Source organism: Corynebacterium capitovis DSM 44611, assembly GCF_030440535.1.
GTDB lineage: Bacteria > Actinomycetota > Actinomycetes > Mycobacteriales > Mycobacteriaceae > Corynebacterium > Corynebacterium capitovis.
Window position 1 is genome coordinate 1845985 of record NZ_CP047117.1, and the last position, 18425, is coordinate 1864409.

An 18425-nucleotide genomic window follows, 5' to 3' on the forward strand; every position below is an offset into this window, starting at 1 on the left:
GTCTATACGACGGGCACGCCCGGCGCTCCGGCGCTGAGGAACTCGCGCACCGCTCGGGTCGCCCGGCAATCGCCCTCGTTGTAGCGCAAAAGGGTGGTTCGGGCTTCAGTGGACCCAAGCCGGGCCGCGCGCCGCAGCGCCACCGACTGCTGGCCATCAACGTCCTCGTCGGCCCACCTAAAACCGGCCACGGGCCCCACGACCTTCAACCCCAGCCCGTCGGTGCCCACGAGGTGCCGGCGCACGCCGGAAAAGACGTCAACCCACTCGTCTGACGCGATGAACTCCCGCACTTCCTCCGGTGCGACTCCGCCGAAGCGGCGCGCGGACTCGAGCAGCCAGTGGTTTTCCCCGCCCGCTGCGTAGCAGTAGGCAGCAAAGGACCGCCCCGCCGCGTGCGCGTCATCCCGCGTGGCCATCAGCCACGTCCAGAATTGCCGGAAGTTCTCCGCCTCGGCCTCACCGCCGACTTCTTCCCACGTCACAAACGGCCGATAGGCCTCGCCATCGAACGTCCCCCAGAGGTACGCACCCTGATCGAGGTACGCCTCCATGTCCACGTCGACCTCCACGTCTGCGCGGCGGACGCCCGTGGGCGTGGAACGCTTCAACACCGGCACACCGTCGCGCCACGCCTGGGCAATGCGCGACTTCTCTCCGAGGTTCGCGGCAATGGCGCCGTTCACGGTTGTAATTCCGGCCTCCCGCAGCCGGTCCGCGTTTCCCCCTGGGAAGACCAGGGAGATGTCGTCGAGCTGGTGCAGCCGTGGCTCACAAAGTTCCCAGAAGCGGCAGCTGGCGCACTGTTTCAGGCGGCGCGGTTCGAGGGGAGTCGGCGCCTCGAGGGCGTCGAGAAGCGGGGCGATGAACCTCTCCGGGGTCGCGAGGTACGCTCGGGTCCGGTCTTGTCCGATAACCCCGCCCACACCGGCGGAACGCTCACCTAGCACGAGGTGAGCTAGCGCTAGACGGTAACCGTCAACCGTGTGATGGCGTGGCCGCGCCGCGACCTCCAGCGGGCGGCCCAAGCCGAGCCTGGACGTTGGGATGAACGTCACCACGTCGCCTGACGGTTCTCCTGGGACTGCCCGCGCGACTCGATGGTTCGACACGAAAACGGGCATGTAGCGCCCATCGTCCGCCCGCACAAGCACGTCGATTTCCGCTTCGACATCTACCCCGGCGACCCGCCCAGTAAGCCGTGCGCCGGTGATGAGATTCGCACCCTCGGCCATGGCCGCGCGCGTGGCTTCCTCGGTATCTTCCTCGGTAGATTCCTCGGTAGATTCCTCGCTGGTACCGGAGTCCGAGCTGAACGGATGCGGCCCGGGCACGTCGACGCGGACAAAACGTCTTGCGGAACCGTCACCGAGGGCGCGCTTGACGGGCAACCGCGAGAACACGGCGGTGCGAGCTGCCTCGACCTGCTCCGCCCGCGACTGCGCACCCGGCGACGGCTCAACGCCCGGATGGGTGACGCGCTGGCGCAGCCGAAAGCGGCATCCGACGAGGTCGGACGCGCGGACAAAAAAGGGTGCAGAACGCGGATTGCTCACGACATCCCCAAGCCTAACGCCTGCGTCCGGGTAAGGTTAAACGAGAAAAGCACCTATAAAGACGTAGGAGACAACCACTCATGGGCATCTTCAAGATGATCCGCGCGGCCCGCGCCAAAACCAAAGCCGAGATAAAGGCAGCCCAGGCCAAAGCGCGGCAGGCGGCAAAGGAACAGGCCAAGACGGACCGTCGCACCGCCGAGCTGCTGGACAAAGCCGAAAGGCGTTTGCTTCAGGAAGAGAAGAAGGGTCTGAAGCGGAAGCGCAAGCACGAGAAGCAGCTGGCGAAAGCCCACCTTAAGCGGGTGGAACAAGCCGGCCTGACGAAGAAGAAGGCCCAGAACTGGGTGGGCGCGGCCCGCATTGCGGTGCCCGTGCTTGTCCCCCTGGCATACAAGGCCCTGACGTCCTACCAGCAGCGCCGCATTGAGGGCCGCGCCCAGAACCTAGGGCTGAGCACCCAGGACCTGGCGCGTTATTCGGGGCGCGGCGCCGAGCTGCAGGCCCGCATCGACGCGATCCGAAACAACACGTCACACAACGACGCGCTGGGCTCGGGCTTTACCAAGGATCTGCGCGTCCGCCTCGACGAGCTGAGCAGCGCGGTGGCGAACGCCGAGAAGATGAACCCGGAGCAGCAGCGCCTGGCTCATGGTTCGATCGAGAAAGAGCTCAAGGACATTACCGCGGAGATCGCGGAGAAGGTCGCCGCCGGTTCCGAGTAGACCCCCAGCGGGTTAGAGCACGCCCTGCTCCCGCGCTGACGCAACGGCTGACGTGCGGGAGCGGACCCCTAGCTTGTCGTAAATGTGAACGAGGTGGGACTTCACTGTCGCCTCCGACAGCATGAGGCCCTGCCCGATCTCCCGGTTCGACGCGCCGCCCGCGACAAGCTGTAGCACCTCAAGCTCGCGCGGGGTAAGCGCTGAGCGAGGGGTCGCGTCTCGGGTGCGCAGCCTGTCCCGCACCACAGGGGAGAGAGCCGGGTCGCCTTTCGACGCCGAGCGGACCGCCGCGAGAAGCTCCTCCGGCGGTGCGTCTTTCAGGAGGTACCCCACCGCGCCGGCCTCGATCGCGCCGAGGATATCCGCATCGGTGTCGTAGTTCGTCACCACGAGCACCTTCGGTGGGTGCTCCATGGAGCTGCGAATTACCGCCGTTGCCTCCGCTCCCGTGGTCACGCGGGCACCGTCGGCACCCGCTCGGAAGCGTAGATCCATCAGCACAACGTCGATGCCGCCCGCGCAGGCTGTGGAAATGGCGCCTTCAGCGGTCGCCACTTCGCCGACGACGATGATGTCCTCAGCTTCCTCCAGTACGGCACGCAGCCCCAAACGGACTATCTCGTGGTCGTCGGCGAGCAAAACGCGGATCATTCGTCCTCCTCCATCTTTCGGTTGATGGTACCCGGCACCGCGACGGAAAGGGCGGTCGGCCCGCCCTGCTCCGACTCGACGACGAGTTCTCCCCCCAGCTCTTCAGCGCGCGTGCGCATCGCGTCGAGGCCGAGGTGCCCCAATCCGTTTGGTTTTTCCCGCACCCCCTCGACATCGAAGCCGCACCCGTTGTCGACGACATCTAGCCGCACCTCCTCCGGGTTATAGGTCAGCGTCACCCGCACGCGCGTTGCACGCGAATGTTGAACGGCGTTCGATACCGCTCCCTGCGCAATGCGCAGCAGCCCCGCCTCACAGCGCATCGGCAGTTTCCGCGGGGCGCCGTCGCTTTCCACCTCGATGGGCATGTTGCCCGCCGCGCTGAAATCCGCAGCGATCCTCTCGAGAGCCTCGCTTAACGACGTCTCCGTCAGCACCGCCGGAGTCAACGCCGCAATCATCGCCCGGGTTTCCGCCAAGTTTGACGACGCCGCCCGGCGCGCCGCTTCCATTCGACGACGCGGGCCGCTGACCTGCGACTGCGTCAGCCCCACGTCCTTGGCCAGGGATTCCAGGTCGCGCTCCGCCGCGTGAAGCAGCATCTGAATGCTAGACAGGCCTTGGGCCACCGTGTCATGAATTTCGTGGGCGAGTCGTTCGCGCTCCTGCGCGACTCCCGCCGCCCGTTCCGTTTCGGCGAGCTGCTTGCGGGTGTCGAGCAGCTCGCCGATAAGTTGCTCCCTCTCTTTGCTCACCCTTGCAATGGTGGTAAACGCGTAATTGGACGCAACGACAACGAGTGCGGACAGTACGGGGCCGATTATTCCCCCAACGGTGAGGCCGCCGGGAATTTGCATTCCTACCGCGGCCCCCAACCCCACACTGACCCATACCAACCCAACCCAGTTATTAAACGCGCGGAGGTAGATGAAGAAAAGGATGAACACCCAGTACACGGCGACCGTCGTGAGGAGCATGTCGGCTACCCACACAACGGAGAGCGCCACGAGCCATAACGATAGGCCGGCTCGACCCCAGCGATGCATCTCCACCATTCCGTAGAACAGCAAGAACGCAAACGACGACACCAGGAGCAGGTGCAGCAGCGCGTAGTTGAGCGCCATGCCGGCGAGAGCAACCAGGGAAATCACCAGGAGAGAGGCGCTAAGAACGGTAATCGCCGTATCGAGCGCTTTGTTGTCTGGAATGGCGTCGGGACCGTCGCCCGCCACCGATACCCTAGAACTCATGCGCATTACGATACCTACCGCCCTGGCTGCGATCGTCGCGCCTGTCTTTGCTGGTGCCGCCCTCTCTGGGTGCGCGCCGCAGGCGGCTGACGCCCCCACGTCGCCTGTACCTTTCGAAGGCGATGAGCGGGTTTACGACGCGGGACTGCCGCCGGACGCCGCGCCCGTGGCCGAACCGAGCGCGGGCGTGGAGTGCCCGTACCTCGATTCGCAGTGGGTTGCCGAAACCAACGGCCAGCGGGTCTCCGGTGTGGGTGTCGATACGCGATTCGATACCCCAGCCTGCCTGTTCTGGGCGGGTGCGGAGGCGCCCCAGCTCACCGTCGTCGTGCGCCACACTGCCTCCACCGAAACCGCCCGCGCGGTGGTCGACTGGGCGGCGCCGGTTGGGTATTCTGACGCCGCCTCGCTTCCCTCCGGCTGGGAGGGCGGCCGGGCAGGCGCCGGACGGGTGCCCGGGGCGGCGGGGGCGGTCTACGCCGTGTCGAAAGGGCCCTTCGCGGTGGCGGTGTGGACAGACCAAGCCGAGTCCATCAAAGCCGAAAATGTGACGAAGCAGGTGATCACCAGCCTGAACCTCTAGACAGGACACGGCGCCCGTGTCGTTTTAAGGTTGTTCTCGTTCGTTGTCCGCGGGAAAGACCAGGAGACCCCATGCGAAAGTTGTTATCCGTTGTCGCAGCGACGGCAACGTGCACGCTGACCGCGTGCTACGCGGAGCCCGTCCAGGACGTCGGGACGGTCACCTCTGTCGTGCCTCCAGTCGTCGTCGCAACGGACCCGAACGTGGAAACCGCGACGGCCATGGCCACACCTGAGCCCACGAAAGATCCGTCGTCGATCAAGCGCTACGTGGCCCTCGGTGACTCCTACGCGTCGATGGGGTCAGCCGTAGGACAAGCCGCGGACCCGAGTTTTTGCGCGCGCTCCGCTGACAACTACCCGCACGAGCTGGCCGGGCTTTTCGACCACGCCATCACGCTTGTCGACGCCACCTGCCAAGGCTCGACCACCGCCAACATCCCCGGGCCCCGTGATTCCCACGAGCTGAGCACTCCCCTCCACCCGCAACTGGATTACGTCAACCGTCGCACGGACCTCATCACCCTCTCCATTGGCGGCAACGACATGGACTTCGCGGGGATCGCGCACTGCGTGCAAGACGCGATCGGGGGTGCACAGCGTGATTGCGTAAAGGAATTCGCAGCCCCCACCGCCGTGTCCCTCGCTGAACTGCCGGGGCGAATTAACGAGGTGTACGCGCGAATCCACGATGCCGCGCCTCGAGCGACAATCGTCGCCACTGGGTACACGCCCCTCGTTTCCGTTGAACAATCGTGCGCTGCCACCGACCGCTTGTCGGCGGACGCCGTCGAATGGGTCGTGTGGCTAACCGCGGTGATCAACAACATCGTCAAACAGACCGCGGAGGCCAACGGGGCCCTGTACGTCCTCCCCGACGGCGTGGAGCGACACACCACGTGCGCTGAGGTCAGCGAGCGATGGGTGGACGCAGAGGGCAAAGCCACCGGCTCCTACCCGGCACACCCCACCCCGGCCGGCCAGCGCGCCATGGCCGAAGCGGTCGCCCGCGCCCTCGACGCCTAAACCGCCACGTCGTTATAGGGCATGTGCGAGGAAACCCAGGGGAATACGACCTCCATGAGCAGCAGGAAGACCAGAACCACCAGCACGGCCGCGATGAGGGCTTTGGTGATTGGGCCGCCGGGAAGCATGCGCCACAATGCTGCGTACATTCCTTAACTCTCCTCCTGCAGCGCTCGGGGCCGCACCACGCCGTCGGATTTTTCGACTACTTCGGTTTGGATCGCGTGAATGATCATGCGCTCCGCGTTCGAAAACTGGGGGTGACACGTGGTCAAGGTGAGCACGCCAGCAAGACCCGCGACGCTATCCCCCTCCCGCCCCGGGAGCGGGGCGATCACGCTGGTGTCGCGCGGCGTGGTGATGACTTTTCCCGCCACGCCTGCGTAGTCACCGCCCACCACGCGCTCCGCGAGTGCCCCGGACAAACACGGCGCCGCCTCCGCGGCTCGCTGGGCCGCCTCCGTCGAGGTGGGGAGGACCCGGTAGGTGACCCACTGCGTTTGGGTCTCGACGACGACCGCATCACACGCCGATAACTGGCCGAGGTCGTTAAACGGCGCCCCCTTGCCCACGCGGTGCCCGGCGACGGCAAAGTTACCCGGCTGGCCTGGCAGTTGCGTGCCGGGATAGTGACCCGGACCGACGAGCAACGAGGCCTCGTCTACCCCTTCTACCACCGCGAACGCGTAATCGGCTCCGAAGGCGGGGATGCGGAGCAACGCGAAGGCGTCGCCAAGCTGAGGCTCGGACGTGCCCCTCGGGTTGACCCACTGGCCCTCGAGCTGCTCATGGGCTCCCGATTGGAGACGTTGCGAATGAAGGTTGGTCCAAAACGCCTCGTAAAAAGCAAAGAGAAGGAGTACCGCCCCGACGGTCAGGAGTGCCTCGCCGACCACCTGGCTCGCTGTGGCACGGGTGGGGACGGCGGAAGGCATGGCCTAACATTAACGCAATGAAGAGTGCGACGGTTCAGGTGGTTTGACCGTGATACAAGCTTTTGTCTACCCGGTCTCAGCAGTGATGAAGTTCTGGCACTGGCTGCTGGCCTCGACGATGCATGTGGACAGCTCTCACGCGTGGGTGGCCTCGGTAATCCTTCTCGTTGTCACCATTCGTGCGTTGATTACCCCTCTGATATGGGTTGTGTACAAGTCCGGGCGCGTCCTCGTTGTCATGCGGCCCAAGCTCGCCGCCATCGAAGAACGCTATGCCACCGACACAACCCCTGAAGGCGTGCTCGCCCACCAGGAGGAGCGGCGCAAGGTCCACAAGGAGCACTCGTACAATCCCTTCGCCGGCTGCGTGCCCGGGCTGCTTCAGGTGCCCTTCTTCTTGGGCCTTTACCGCCTGTTGTTGTGGATGGCGGTCCCCGATCGAGCCCAGGGCCACTCGCTCGGCCTGCTCACGGCCCACGAGACGCAGTCCTTCCAATCAGCAACGTTTTTCGGGGTCCCCCTCACTGCCTACCTAGCAATGCCCGTCGATCAGCTGGCCCAGCTAGGCACAACCCGCCCCGCGCTCGAGGACGTCGCGCTGCCCCTCATCGTCGCGGCCACCTTCTTCACCACCCTCAACACGGTGCTCTCCCAGTTACGCAGCCGCTCCACGCTGGAATGGGACAACGGCCTGAGCCGCCGCATGTACAAGCTATTTTGGCTCTTCGTCCCCTTCGTCCCGCTGACCATCCTCATCGCCGGTTTCACGGGCGTGGTGCCGGTCGCGCTCCTTCTCTACTGGTTCACCGGCAACCTCTGGACCCTGGGCCAGACAATCCTTCTGTGGTGGCTCGTGGTCAGGGCGTTTCCGCTTGACGACGCCACCGTCGCCCACATCGCCACCTCACGCACCAAAGCCATCGAGCAGGGGCGCGCGGCCAGGGAGGTGAAGCGCAGCCGGCGCCGGCGGCGCGCCTCCGTCCTCATCCACCCCACCTCATTCTTTCGGGTGCGCCGGGAGTTGCTCGAGGAGAAGCGCGAAGCGAAACAGGCCAAGATCGATGCGAGGGCGGAGAAACGTGAGCTTGCGCGCCAGCGCGCCGTCGCGCGTCGCGAGGGCCTGAAGCAGGCGCGGGAGAAGAGGGCCGAAGAAAAGGATCAGATGGAGTAGTCGGCGGGCGGCGCGCCTAACATGCCGTCCGCAAGCGAGCGCGCCGTGACCAGCGGGCTGACGTCTTGGACGAAACGGGCGCCGGCCAGGCCCCCTTCGAGGAAAATCAGCAGCTGATCGGCCTGGTCGTCGGATCTGTACCCGTTTTTCTCGGTCAGGAGCCGTGCCATGGTGTTTCTCATCCACGCCCTGTGGGCGCGGCACGTCGCGACAATCCGTTCCTCCGAGTCCGTTTCGGGCCGCGGGTATTCGTTCGCCGCGTTAAAGAAGGGCGATCCGCGGAAATCCTTGTCGGGTTCTTCATCAATCGCCATATCGAAAAAGGCGAGGATCTTCTCGTCGACACTGCTGAGCGAGCCCGTGCGTTGCTCCCAGCGCTGCTGATACTCCTCGCTGAGCCGTTCGAGGTAGGCGATCACAAGGTTGTCCTTGGAACCTAGCAAGGAGTAGAGCGAGGCTTTTGCCACGTCGGCCTCGCGGAGGATGCGGTCGATCCCAATAACTCGGATCCCTTCTTCCGTAAACAGCTTCGTGGCCGCGTCGAGAAGCCGCTGCCGAGGGCTTGGACGGTTCCGTCGGCCTGCACTCGGCTTCTTCCTGCTCGTACTGGCTTGGGCCACCGGTCACCTACCTCCGTGCTTTATCCTGCGTCTCGAATCAAATATAGACAAACCGGTACGTACGCACCACCTTGGGGCAGGCATGCAAAAACCCCGGCCTCATGGCCGGGGTTGATTCGTGCGGGGTGTCTAGCGCCTACGCCCCGCCACCGCGTTGATGATCCACAGCAGGATGACAGCACCAAGCAAGCAGGTAAGGAAGCTGAAGATCATTCCACCGCCGGCGACATCAACACCGAACAGGCTGAGCAGGAACCCGCCGAGCAAACCGCCAACGATACCCGCCGCGATGTTGGCGAAGATTCCCATGGAAGCGTCACGGCTCATCACCATGGAGGCGATCCAGCCAGCCAGGCCGCCGATAACGATCCATCCGATAAACCCGAGTGTAGGAGTCATTTATATAATCCCTTCGAAATAGTGGGCGAACTTGCTGCCGATTATTCCCGAGGTCGCACCCGATTACCACTGTGGAGGCGCGTAATTAGGTAACAAGTAAACAACAACCGGGGGTTTTAGTCCTGCGGTCGGACAACCATCATGGGGCACGGCGCCGACTGGAGAAGCGCACGCGACGTTGACCCGAGGAGCATTCCCTTGAACCCACCGCGCCCGTGTGATCCCGTAACCAGAAGTTGGGCGCCCTCCGCCGCCTCAGTCAAAGCACGAACCGGGCGGTCCCGCGCAATGATTTTGCGCAGGGGCACGTTGGGGTACCGAGTCTTCAGTGTGGACAGGTACGTGTCGAGCTTGTCGCTTTTCTCGCGCTGCACGGCTTCCCAGTAGTCGTCAGACACGGCGAAGCCGGCACCCGGCCCCTGCACCTGGGTGTCAACCCACGTGTGGACCGCGACCAGTTCAGCACCGCGGGCGTCTGCCTCCTCGAACGCGACCTCTGTGGCGCGTCGGGACACCTCCGACCCGTCGACCCCGACGACAACAGGACCGTACTTGTTCTCATCGGTGACGTTGCTGTCCTCGCGGATCACAACGACGGGGCACGACGCGTGGGAGACCACAGCGCCGGACACGGAGCCGAGGACCATCCCCGACAATCCGCCGAGCCCGCGGGAACCCATCACGATCATGGCAGCCCCTTTCGACAGCTCAAGGAGCATGTCGATCGGCGATCCTTCCGCGATGACATGCCCGATCTCGATGTCCGGGGCCACCTCCAGAGCAATATCGCGGGCGCGGTCAATCTTTTCAACGGTCTCACGCTCAAGGTCGTCGAAGAGCTCTTTCGGGGGAACCATCCCCTCCGCGTAGAGGAACTGGGGCATTGTGTAGCTCGCTGCTAAACGGAGTTGGGTTCCCCTCTTCAGGGCTGTATTCGCAGCCCACCTCACCGCATTCTCGGATGCGGGACTCCCGTCGACCGCGACGATAATTTGATCAGCTCTGTTGACACCATCTGGCTGAGCCATGATCGGCCCCTTTCCGTCTCAGCGGCCGGCCAGCGCGCGCCCACACGATTGACGCGGCAACCGTACCGGACCATCTCGTACACCCCGAATTCTACCGCGCAGCAAGGGGCCCATGCCCGGAACGGGGGTACGGGGTCTACCTCGGGATCTCGATGGGGTGGGCAGCCGGCGCGTTCGCCGGGTAGAGCAGCGAGAAGATCGCATTCAAAATGGCGGACAGCACTTTCCCCTGGTTGGTAGAGGAAAAGTTGTTCAAAGAGTCGAGAATAACGTTGAAATCCATGCGGATAAACTTAGTACACAATGGCTAGACGCAGGCAATCGCAATCCGGTCCACTTCCGCCCCGAGACGGATTGGGCGCGAGCCGAGTTCGCCTACCGGGACCCGTGCCAATCAGCGCTTTTCACTTTCTAGAAAAGGTGATCCGCGAGCAAAGGCACCGCCACCCCGAGGATGACGAAGACGCGCTCCGCGCTCGGTTTTCGGCGGGAGAGGTCGTTCTGCGTGACGGGACCACACTCCGGCCAGAGGATCTCGTAGCCCCAGGCACGGACATCTTCTTTTACCGTATCCCCGCACCCGAGCGCCGCGTCCCCTTCGAGATAGATACCATCTTCGAGGACGAGAATCTTATGGTAGTGCGGAAGCCGCCTTTCTTGGCGACGATGCCCCGCGCCTCCCACATCACCGAGTCCGTCACCGTCCGCCTTCGCCGCGCCACCAGTAACGAGGAGCTCACGCCGGCGCACCGGCTCGACCGTCTCACCTCGGGTTTGCTCCTTCTGACCAAACGCCGCGAAGTTCGAGGCGCGTATCAGGAACTTTTCGCGCAGCGACGGGTGAAAAAACTGTACGAAGCGATCGGCCCGGAGGTGAGCATCCCCGCTCCTACGCGTTGGGAACACCATTTAGACAAAGTCCCAGGGGAGCTACGCACGAGGATCGATTCCGGGCAACCACCGAACAGCGCGACCGACGTGCTCTCAATCAGCCCAATAGATGCGAACACTGTCCCCGGCGGCAATGATGCAGGTACCCCGCTGGCGCGTTACCTTCTCCAGCCCCTCACCGGCCGTACCCACCAGCTCCGGGCCCACATGGCGCTCAACGCAGCCGGGATAGTCGGGGACCCCCTCTACCCGGTTGTCACGAGGCCCGCCGAAGACTTCGGCAGGCCCCTTCTGTTGGCGTCGGTCGAGCTAAGTTTCCAGGACCCGCTTAGCGGCACCTCTCGAGTGTTCCGCTGCGTCGGATGGTAAAAAAGGGGCGCCTTGGTGGGGGCGCCCCTTTTTGTGTTGTTGAGTTGTTGGTCGGCGGTAACTTACTCTCCCACCCCCTCCCGGGGGCAGTACCATCAGCGCGGGCGGGCTTAGCTTCCGGGTTCGGAATGGGTCCGGGCGTGTCCCCGCCGCTATTGACCACCGACACATTTTTTTGTTGTTGGGCGCCCCGTGGCCGGGGGGTGTGGTGTGTCAGATACTGCATAGTGGACGCGGGTATGACACCTTTGTGGTGTGTGTTTCGTGTGCGGGTGGTTTTGGTGTATTAGTACCAGTCGTCTTGGTGCACATTACTGTGTGTCCAACTCTGGCCTATCAACCCCATCGTCTGTGGGGAACCTCGAATGAAACCTCATCTTAAAACAGGCTTCCCGCTTAGATGCTTTCAGCGGTTATCCCTTCCGTACGTAGCCAACCAGCGGTGCTCCTGGCGGAACAACTGGCACACTAGAGGTACGTCCGTCCCGGTCCTCTCGTACTAGGGACAGCTTTTTTCAAGTTTCAACGCGCGCGGCGGATAGAGACCGAACTGTCTCACGACGTTCTGAACCCAGCTCGCGTGCCGCTTTAATGGGCGAACAGCCCAACCCTTGGGACCTACTCCAGCCCCAGGATGCGACGAGCCGACATCGAGGTGCCAAACCATCCCGTCGATATGGACTCTTGGGGAAGATCAGCCTGTTATCCCCGGGGTACCTTTTATCCGTTGAGCGACACCACTTCCACTCGTAGGTGCCGGATCACTAGTCCCGACTTTCGTCCCTGCTCGACATGTCCGTCTCACAGTCAAGCTCCCTTGTGCACTTACACTCTTAACACCTGATTGCCAACCAGGCTGAGGGAACCTTTGGGCGCCTCCGTTACTCTTTGGGAGGCAACCGCCCCAGTTAAACTACCCACCAGGCACTGTCCCCAACCCAGATCATGGGCCAAGGTTAAGGTATCCACTACGGTCAGAGTGGTATTTCACCAACGACTCGGCCACCACTAGCGTGATGGTGTCATAGTCTCCCACCTATCCTACACAAACCGCACCGAACACCAATACCAAGCTGTAGTGAAGGTCCCGGGGTCTTTTCGTCCTGCCGCGCGAAACGAGCATCTTTACTCGTACTGCAATTTCACCGGGCCTGTGGTTGAGACAGCAGGGGAGTCGTTACGCCATTCGTGCAGGTCGGAACTTACCCGACAAGGAATTTCGCTACCTTAGGATGGTTATAGTTACCACCGCCGTTTACTGGGGCTTAAATTCTCCGCTTCGACCCCCACAGGGGGGGTCTAACAGGTCCTCGTAACCTTCCAGCACCGGGCAGGCGTCAGTCCGTATACATCAACATCACGTCTTCGCACGGACCTGTGTTTTTGGTAAACAGTCGCTCCCCTCTCTTCTCTGCGACCCCACCACGCTCACACACGAACAGTGTGATCACCTCGTAGGGTCCCCCTTCTCCCGAAGTTACGGGGGTAATTTGCCGAGTTCCTTAACCACAGTTCACCCGACCGCCTTAGTATTCTCTACCTGACTACCTGTGTCGGTTTCGGGTACGGGCCGTACGCACACATCGCTAGAGGCTTTTCTCGACAGCATAGGATCACCACCATCACCCCCTAGGGGGCTACGCATCACGCCTCACACAAAAGCGGGCTGCATTTCACACCCCACCGTGCCACACGCTTACACCGCGCAATCCATTCCGCGGCGTGGCTACCTTCCTGCGTCACCCCATCACTGACCTACTAAGGTTCAGGCCCTCCACCACACACCCACCACACCACCACCCCCCGAAGGGGACGGCAGCACAATAATGAGCATGCGGGAAGTTAGTATCACCCGTTACGTCTTGGGCGCGTGCATACGGGTACGGGAATATCAACCCGTTGACCATCGACTACGCCTGTCGGCCTCGCCTTAGGACCCGACTCACCCTGGGAAGACGAACTTGACCCAGGAACCCTTAGTCATCCGGCGGGTAAGATTCTCACTTACCACTCGTTACTCATGCCTGCATTCTCACTCGCGTGCAGTCCACAACCCCTCACGGTCCTGCTTCACCCCACACGCGACGCTCCCCTACCCAACAACACCCCACAGGGATATCATTGCCGCGGTTTCGGCGGTGTACTTGAGCCCCACTACATTGTCGGCGCGGAACCACTCGACCAGTGAGCTATTACGCACTCTTTCAAGGGTGGCTGCTTCTAAGCCAACCTCCTGGCTGTCATCGCGATCCCACATCCTTTTCCACTTAGTACACCCTTAGGGGCCTTAACCGGCGATCTGGGCTGTTTCCCTCTCGACTATGAAGCTTATCCCCCACAGTCTCACTGCCATGCACCACTTAACCGGCATTCGGAGTTTGGCTGACATTGCTAAGATGATAGTCCCGCTCAACCAACCAGTAGCTCTACCTCCGGCAAGCTCACATAACGCTGCACCTAAATGCATTTCGGGGAGAACCAGCTATCACGGAGTTTGATTGGCCTTTCACCCCTACCCACAGCTCATCCCCTCAGTTTTCAACCTAAGTGGGTTCGCGCCTCCACAACCTCTTACAATTGCTTCACACTGGCCATGGGTAGATCACCCCGCTTCGGGTCCAGGACATGCCACTACACACCCTCTTCGGATTCGCTTTCGCTACGACTCCCCCACAACCGGGTTAACCTCGCGACATGCCGCTGACTCGCAGGCTCATTCTTCAAAAGGCACGCCATCACACACCAGCGGTGCTCTGACGGATTGTAAGCGCACGGTTTCAGGAACTCTTTCACTCCCCTCCCGGGGTACTTTTCACCATTCCCTCACGGTACTATCCACTATCGGTCACACTGAGTATTTAGGCTTACCGGGTGGTCCCGGCAGATTCACAGCAGATTCCACGAGCCCACTGCTACTCGGGACAACACGCACACCACAGCACACACGCAACCACGTACGGGACTCATCACCCACTACGGCGCACCATCCCAGATGCTTCCGCTCACGCGCACACCACAATGGCCCAGGTGGCAGCCCGAACACACGCATCATCCCACAACCCCACACACGCAACCCCTGCCAGGTCTCACACGCACATGGTTTAGCCTCATCCGCGTTCGCTCGCCACTACTAACGGAATCACACTTGTTTTCTCTTCCTACGGGTACTGAGATGTTTCACTTCCCCGCGTACACCCCCACACAGGCTATGAATTCACCTGCAGGTCACACCACACAACTGGTGCCAGGTTTCCCCATTCGGACATCCTCGGATCAACGCTCGGTTGGCAACTCCCCAAGGCATAACGCAGCCTCCCACGTCCTTCATCGGCTCAGCATGCCAAGGCATCCACCGTACGCCCTTCACAACACACCCAACACACACAATCAGGCACACAACACACAAAAAAGAAAGATACTCGCGTCCACTATACAGTTCTCACACACCACACACACCCCCCACAACCACACACACCGTGCACAATCATGACAGGCACGCCCACGAACACCACGCACACACACAACCACAACAGTCATGCGCACACACGCGAAGTGCCCCAGACACCCAACAGCATGCCAACCACCCGTTTGCAGGACACACGGTCATGACCACATACGCCCACCATCACACGAACAACACACCAGCATCATCCACACAACAGGGGGTGCGCGACCACCCGGCCAGATTTAAAAAAAAGATGGCAGTGCCACACACGGACACATCAACCACCACCCCCACCACACGACCACGCGCGCAGGGGGCACACAAAAAACTCCTTAGAAAGGAGGTGATCCAGCCGCACCTTCCGGTACGGCTACCTTGTTACGACTTCGTCCCAATCGCCGATCCCACCTTCGACAGCTCCCCACCCACACAGGGTTTAGGCCACCGGCTTCGGGTGTTACCAACTTTCATGACGTGACGGGCGGTGTGTACAAGGCCCGGGAACGTATTCACCGCAGCATTGCTGATCTGCGATTACTAGCGACTCCGACTTCATGGGGTCGAGTTGCAGACCCCAATCCGAACTACGACCGGCTTTCAGCGATTAGCTCACTCTCACAAGCTCGCACACGCGCTGTACCGACCATTGTAGCATGTGTGAAGCCCTGGACATAAGGGGCATGATGATTTGACGTCATCCCCACCTTCCTCCGAGTTAACCCCGGCAGTCTCTCATGAGTCCCCAACCGAATTGCTGGCAACATAAGACAAGGGTTGCGCTCGTTGCGGGACTTAACCCAACATCTCACGACACGAGCTGACGACAACCATGCACCACCTGCAAACAGACCACAAGGGAAACCACATCTCTGCGGCGATCCTGTTCATGTCAAGCCCAGGTAAGGTTCTTCGCGTTGCATCGAATTAATCCACATGCTCCGCCGCTTGTGCGGGCCCCCGTCAATTCCTTTGAGTTTTAGCCTTGCGGCCGTACTCCCCAGGCGGGGCGCTTAATGCGTTAGCTACGGCACAAACCCCGTGGAAGGGACTCACACCTAGCGCCCACCGTTTACGGCATGGACTACCAGGGTATCTAATCCTGTTCGCTACCCATGCTTTCGCTCCTCAGCGTCAGTAACTGCCCAGTAACCTGCCTTCGCCATCGGTGTTCCTCCTGATATCTGCGCATTTCACCGCTACACCAGGAATTCCAGTTACCCCTACAGCACTCAAGTTATGCCCGTATCGCCTGCAACCCCACAGTTAAGCCATGGACTTACACAAACGACGCGACAAACCACCTACGAGCTCTTTACGCCCAGTAATTCCGGACAACGCTCGCACCCTACGTATTACCGCGGCTGCTGGCACGTAGTTAGCCGGTGCTTCTTATCCAGGTACCGTCACAAAAGCTTCGTCCCTGGCGAAAGGAGTTTACAACCCGAAGGCCGTCATCCCCCACGCGGCGTCGCTGCATCAGGCTTGCGCCCATTGTGCAATATTCCCCACTGCTGCCTCCCGTAGGAGTCTGGGCCGTATCTCAGTCCCAATGTGGCCGTACACCCTCTCAGGCCGGCTACCCGTCGACGCCTTGGTAGGCCATTACCCCACCAACAAGCTGATAGGCCGCAAGCTCATCCCATACCGCAAAAGCTTTCCAACCACACACCAACATGCGATTCCTATCCGGTATTAGACCCAGTTTCCCAAGCTTATCCCGAAGTACAGGGCAGATCACCCACGTGTTACTCACCCGTTCGCCACTCGAGCACCCCAGCAAGCCAGGGCCTTTCCGTTCGACTTGCATGTGTTAAGCACGCCGCCAGCGTTCATCCTGAGCCAGGATCAAACTCTCCACAAAAACGTTTCAGCAGAAACAGGCCGTGAAAAGCCCAAACCCAACCAAAACACGCAACCACACACACCCCACACCAAAGCAGAGCGCACACAGCCACGCACAAAAAAACAACCAACCCCCACACCACACCACAAAACACAGCAGTGCAGCACAAAAGGCCAGCCACAAAAAACACACCACGCGAATCAATCACGCACCATGCCACCAACCACACACACCACCACCACAACCAAGCAGCAGCAGCACATGCACGCCGGCACACACCCCACCACACCACCACAACCAAGCAGCAGCACAGCAAGACACACACAGCACACAACCAACCCACAAACAAAAGTACATTGGCACACTATCGAGTTCTCAAACACCACACGCACACCCCACCACCAACCCACACAGAGCCAGGGGCACAGCCACGCTACAAAAACCAGCGAACACTTTCCCACACCGCCGACACACCCAGTCACACAACCAAGCGCGGCGCTGTCAGTCTCGCTGACTCACACAAAGTTACACACCCCCCACCACACACACAAATCACCAGGTCATCGCTCTTTTCTGCGATGTTGTTGTAGTGCGCGCTTGGCCGTCGATAAGCGAGCTGCCCCGCGGGCTGGGCGAGGCGCCGCTGATACCCCAGTCCGTGACGTGCGAGGGGTTGTCGGGCACACTGGAGATGCAAACGAAATTTAGAATCAACAGATACGGAACCTAGGAGCCATGCTTGAACGCACTCTTGTCTTCGTCGACACCTCCTACCTGCTCGCGAGCTTCTACAACTCGTGGGAGATCGGGGCGAGGGCCCAACTAGAAATTGACTTACCTGAGGTGGTGTCGACCCTGGGCACCATGATCACCCAGCAACTCCATCAGCCAATTCACCGACAACACTGGTACGACGGCATTCCCGAGTCCGGCCCGCACAAGTACCAGCGCGCCCTCCTCGGCTGCGATGGTGTGCAGCTGCGAACTGGGCAGCTCATCGAGTGGGGTGACCGGCGGACTCAAAAAGGTGTTGACACGCGCCTGGTAGCCGACTTGGTAGTCAACGCCACCCGTGGGCAGTTCAGCGATTTTGTGCTAGTCACGGGCGACGCCGACATGATTCCCGGGGTCGAAGAGGCGACACGACTGGGCGCCCGCGTGCACCTGTATGGATTTGGGTGGAATTCGATGTCTGCGGCACTGCGCCACGCATGCGACACCACCACCATCCTCGACCCCAAGGCGGACTTTGCCGACTCGATGCGCCTGGAGGTGCTCGAGGGCCCGCTCCCTCCGACCATCAGGGAGCGGCCGCTTAACGACGCCTTCGACCCCGAGGAGGACGAAGGGCCCGCCCCCGTTCCTTACGGCAACCCGCTTCAACCCGAGAAGACTATCGAAGGGGAGACCCAGGAGGACACCCCCGAACCCGAGACCACCGTCTCGACTCCGGAGGCGGACGATTCCCTGGTCCCCTACGAAGACGATGAGCCCACCGAAGTTGAAGCGGAAGTCAACCAGCAATCGATCAGCCCCGCGACGCGTCCCCAGGAGGGGCCGGGGGTTCCAAAGCCGGGCCCAAAACCCTCGCCCAAGCCGTCGATGATGGCGCCCCGCCGCAAGCTTCGCTCCCGGTACGTGCCCCTCCCCGAGGAAGTGTGGACTTCAGCGGGGTTCCAAACCCCTTACGATGTGGGGCAACAATACGCGACATGGTGGTACGAAAATGCGGCGACCTCCGAAGAGCGGGATAACGCCCACCTCCTCTCTGGGGGCGGCTTGCCGCCAGAGATTGACAGGCCGCTGCTGCAGTTCGCCTGCGAGACTCTCCACGAGTACACGCTGAGCGAGACTCAGCGTGTGAATTTGCGGGACGGCTTCCACTCCGGGATCCGCGGAGTGCTGATCAACCTCCGGCACTCCAACTAGCCGGC

General features: G+C 61.6%; 15 protein-coding genes and 3 rRNA genes. 6 read left to right on the forward strand and 12 right to left on the reverse strand.

Going from position 1 to position 18425, the window contains the following annotated elements; translation table 11 throughout:
- Positions 1-2: 2 nt before the first annotated feature.
- A complete protein-coding gene (locus CAPI_RS08980) occupies positions 3-1556 on the reverse strand; it encodes a TM0106 family RecB-like putative nuclease (RefSeq protein WP_018018316.1) in 1554 nt (517 codons plus the stop codon).
- A gap of 80 nt (positions 1557-1636) precedes the next feature.
- Between CAPI_RS08980 and CAPI_RS08985 the strand changes: the two genes are divergently transcribed.
- Positions 1637-2281 carry a DUF6474 family protein gene (locus tag CAPI_RS08985; protein ID WP_018018317.1) on the forward strand — a complete coding sequence of 215 codons (645 nt, stop codon included), beginning with the start codon at positions 1637-1639 and terminating at the stop codon, positions 2279-2281.
- Between the two features lie 12 nt (positions 2282-2293).
- Here the strand turns inward: CAPI_RS08985 and CAPI_RS08990 are convergent, their stop codons facing one another.
- Together CAPI_RS08990 and CAPI_RS08995 are read right to left on the reverse strand one after the other, a co-directional pair.
- The gene (locus tag CAPI_RS08990; protein ID WP_018018318.1) at positions 2294-2932 is read right to left on the reverse strand and encodes a response regulator transcription factor; all 639 of its coding nucleotides are present in this window, start codon (positions 2930-2932) and stop codon (positions 2294-2296) included.
- Positions 2929-4182: a sensor histidine kinase gene (locus CAPI_RS08995; protein WP_026157234.1), complete on the reverse strand. Its 1254-nt coding sequence runs from the start codon at positions 4180-4182 to the stop codon at positions 2929-2931. Before CAPI_RS08995 ends, CAPI_RS08990 begins: the two co-directional genes overlap by 4 nt.
- Here CAPI_RS08995 and CAPI_RS09000 point away from each other — a divergent pair.
- Positions 4181-4765: a DUF2020 domain-containing protein gene (locus CAPI_RS09000; RefSeq protein ID WP_018018320.1), complete on the forward strand. Its 585-nt coding sequence runs from the start codon at positions 4181-4183 to the stop codon at positions 4763-4765. The genes CAPI_RS08995 and CAPI_RS09000 overlap by 2 nt on opposite strands.
- A 71-nt stretch (positions 4766-4836) precedes the next feature.
- A complete protein-coding gene (locus CAPI_RS09005) occupies positions 4837-5790 on the forward strand; it encodes an SGNH/GDSL hydrolase family protein (protein ID WP_018018321.1) in 954 nt (317 codons plus the stop codon).
- Here CAPI_RS09005 and CAPI_RS09010 read toward each other — a convergent pair.
- Complete coding sequence (locus CAPI_RS09010) at positions 5787-5939, reverse strand: hypothetical protein (RefSeq protein WP_018018322.1); 153 nt, start codon at positions 5937-5939, stop codon at positions 5787-5789. The two genes, CAPI_RS09005 and CAPI_RS09010, sit on opposite strands and share 4 nt — an antisense overlap.
- Positions 5940-5942: 3 nt before the next feature.
- The gene (locus CAPI_RS09015) at positions 5943-6725 is read right to left on the reverse strand and encodes a class E sortase (protein WP_018018323.1); all 783 of its coding nucleotides are present in this window, start codon (positions 6723-6725) and stop codon (positions 5943-5945) included.
- A gap of 49 nt (positions 6726-6774) precedes the next feature.
- On the opposite strand from CAPI_RS09015, the gene yidC reads away from it, so the two are divergent.
- Positions 6775-7896 (forward strand): membrane protein insertase YidC, encoded by a 1122-nt coding sequence (gene yidC, locus CAPI_RS09020; RefSeq protein ID WP_018018324.1) that lies wholly within the window; start codon positions 6775-6777, stop codon positions 7894-7896.
- Here yidC and CAPI_RS09025 read toward each other — a convergent pair.
- The 4 genes from CAPI_RS09025 to CAPI_RS09040 all read right to left on the reverse strand — a co-directional run bounded on the left by CAPI_RS09025 (position 7884) and on the right by CAPI_RS09040 (position 10226).
- Positions 7884-8516: a TetR/AcrR family transcriptional regulator gene (locus CAPI_RS09025; RefSeq protein WP_018018325.1), complete on the reverse strand. Its 633-nt coding sequence runs from the start codon at positions 8514-8516 to the stop codon at positions 7884-7886. The genes yidC and CAPI_RS09025 overlap by 13 nt on opposite strands.
- Positions 8517-8645: 129 nt before the next feature.
- On the reverse strand, positions 8646-8915 hold the full coding sequence (locus CAPI_RS09030; RefSeq protein WP_018018326.1) for a GlsB/YeaQ/YmgE family stress response membrane protein: 270 nt from the start codon (positions 8913-8915) through the stop codon (positions 8646-8648).
- Between the two features lie 116 nt (positions 8916-9031).
- Positions 9032-9943, reverse strand: coding sequence for a universal stress protein (locus CAPI_RS09035; protein ID WP_040356989.1), 912 nt, complete (start codon positions 9941-9943; stop codon positions 9032-9034).
- Positions 9944-10079: 136 nt separating this feature from the next.
- Positions 10080-10226 (reverse strand): hypothetical protein, encoded by a 147-nt coding sequence (locus CAPI_RS09040; RefSeq protein WP_018018328.1) that lies wholly within the window; start codon positions 10224-10226, stop codon positions 10080-10082.
- A gap of 104 nt (positions 10227-10330) precedes the next feature.
- Here CAPI_RS09040 and CAPI_RS09045 point away from each other — a divergent pair, with 104 nt between their 5' ends.
- A complete protein-coding gene (locus CAPI_RS09045; protein ID WP_018018329.1) occupies positions 10331-11203 on the forward strand; it encodes a pseudouridine synthase in 873 nt (290 codons plus the stop codon).
- A gap of 49 nt (positions 11204-11252) precedes the next feature.
- On the opposite strand, the gene rrf is transcribed toward CAPI_RS09045, so the two are convergent.
- From rrf to CAPI_RS09060, 3 genes are all read right to left on the reverse strand, one after another.
- Positions 11253-11370 (reverse strand): 5S ribosomal RNA (gene rrf / locus CAPI_RS09050).
- A gap of 101 nt (positions 11371-11471) precedes the next feature.
- Positions 11472-14579: ribosomal RNA gene (locus CAPI_RS09055) — 23S ribosomal RNA — on the reverse strand.
- 405 nt (positions 14580-14984) lie between these two features.
- Positions 14985-16509 (reverse strand): 16S ribosomal RNA (locus tag CAPI_RS09060).
- Together the 16S, 23S and 5S rRNA genes form the textbook arrangement of a ribosomal RNA operon.
- A gap of 717 nt (positions 16510-17226) precedes the next feature.
- Between CAPI_RS09060 and CAPI_RS09065 the strand changes: the two genes are divergently transcribed.
- Entirely contained in the window at positions 17227-18420 is a 1194-nt protein-coding gene (locus CAPI_RS09065; protein ID WP_018017118.1) for an NYN domain-containing protein, read from the forward strand.
- The last annotated feature ends 5 nt before the right edge of the window (positions 18421-18425 follow it).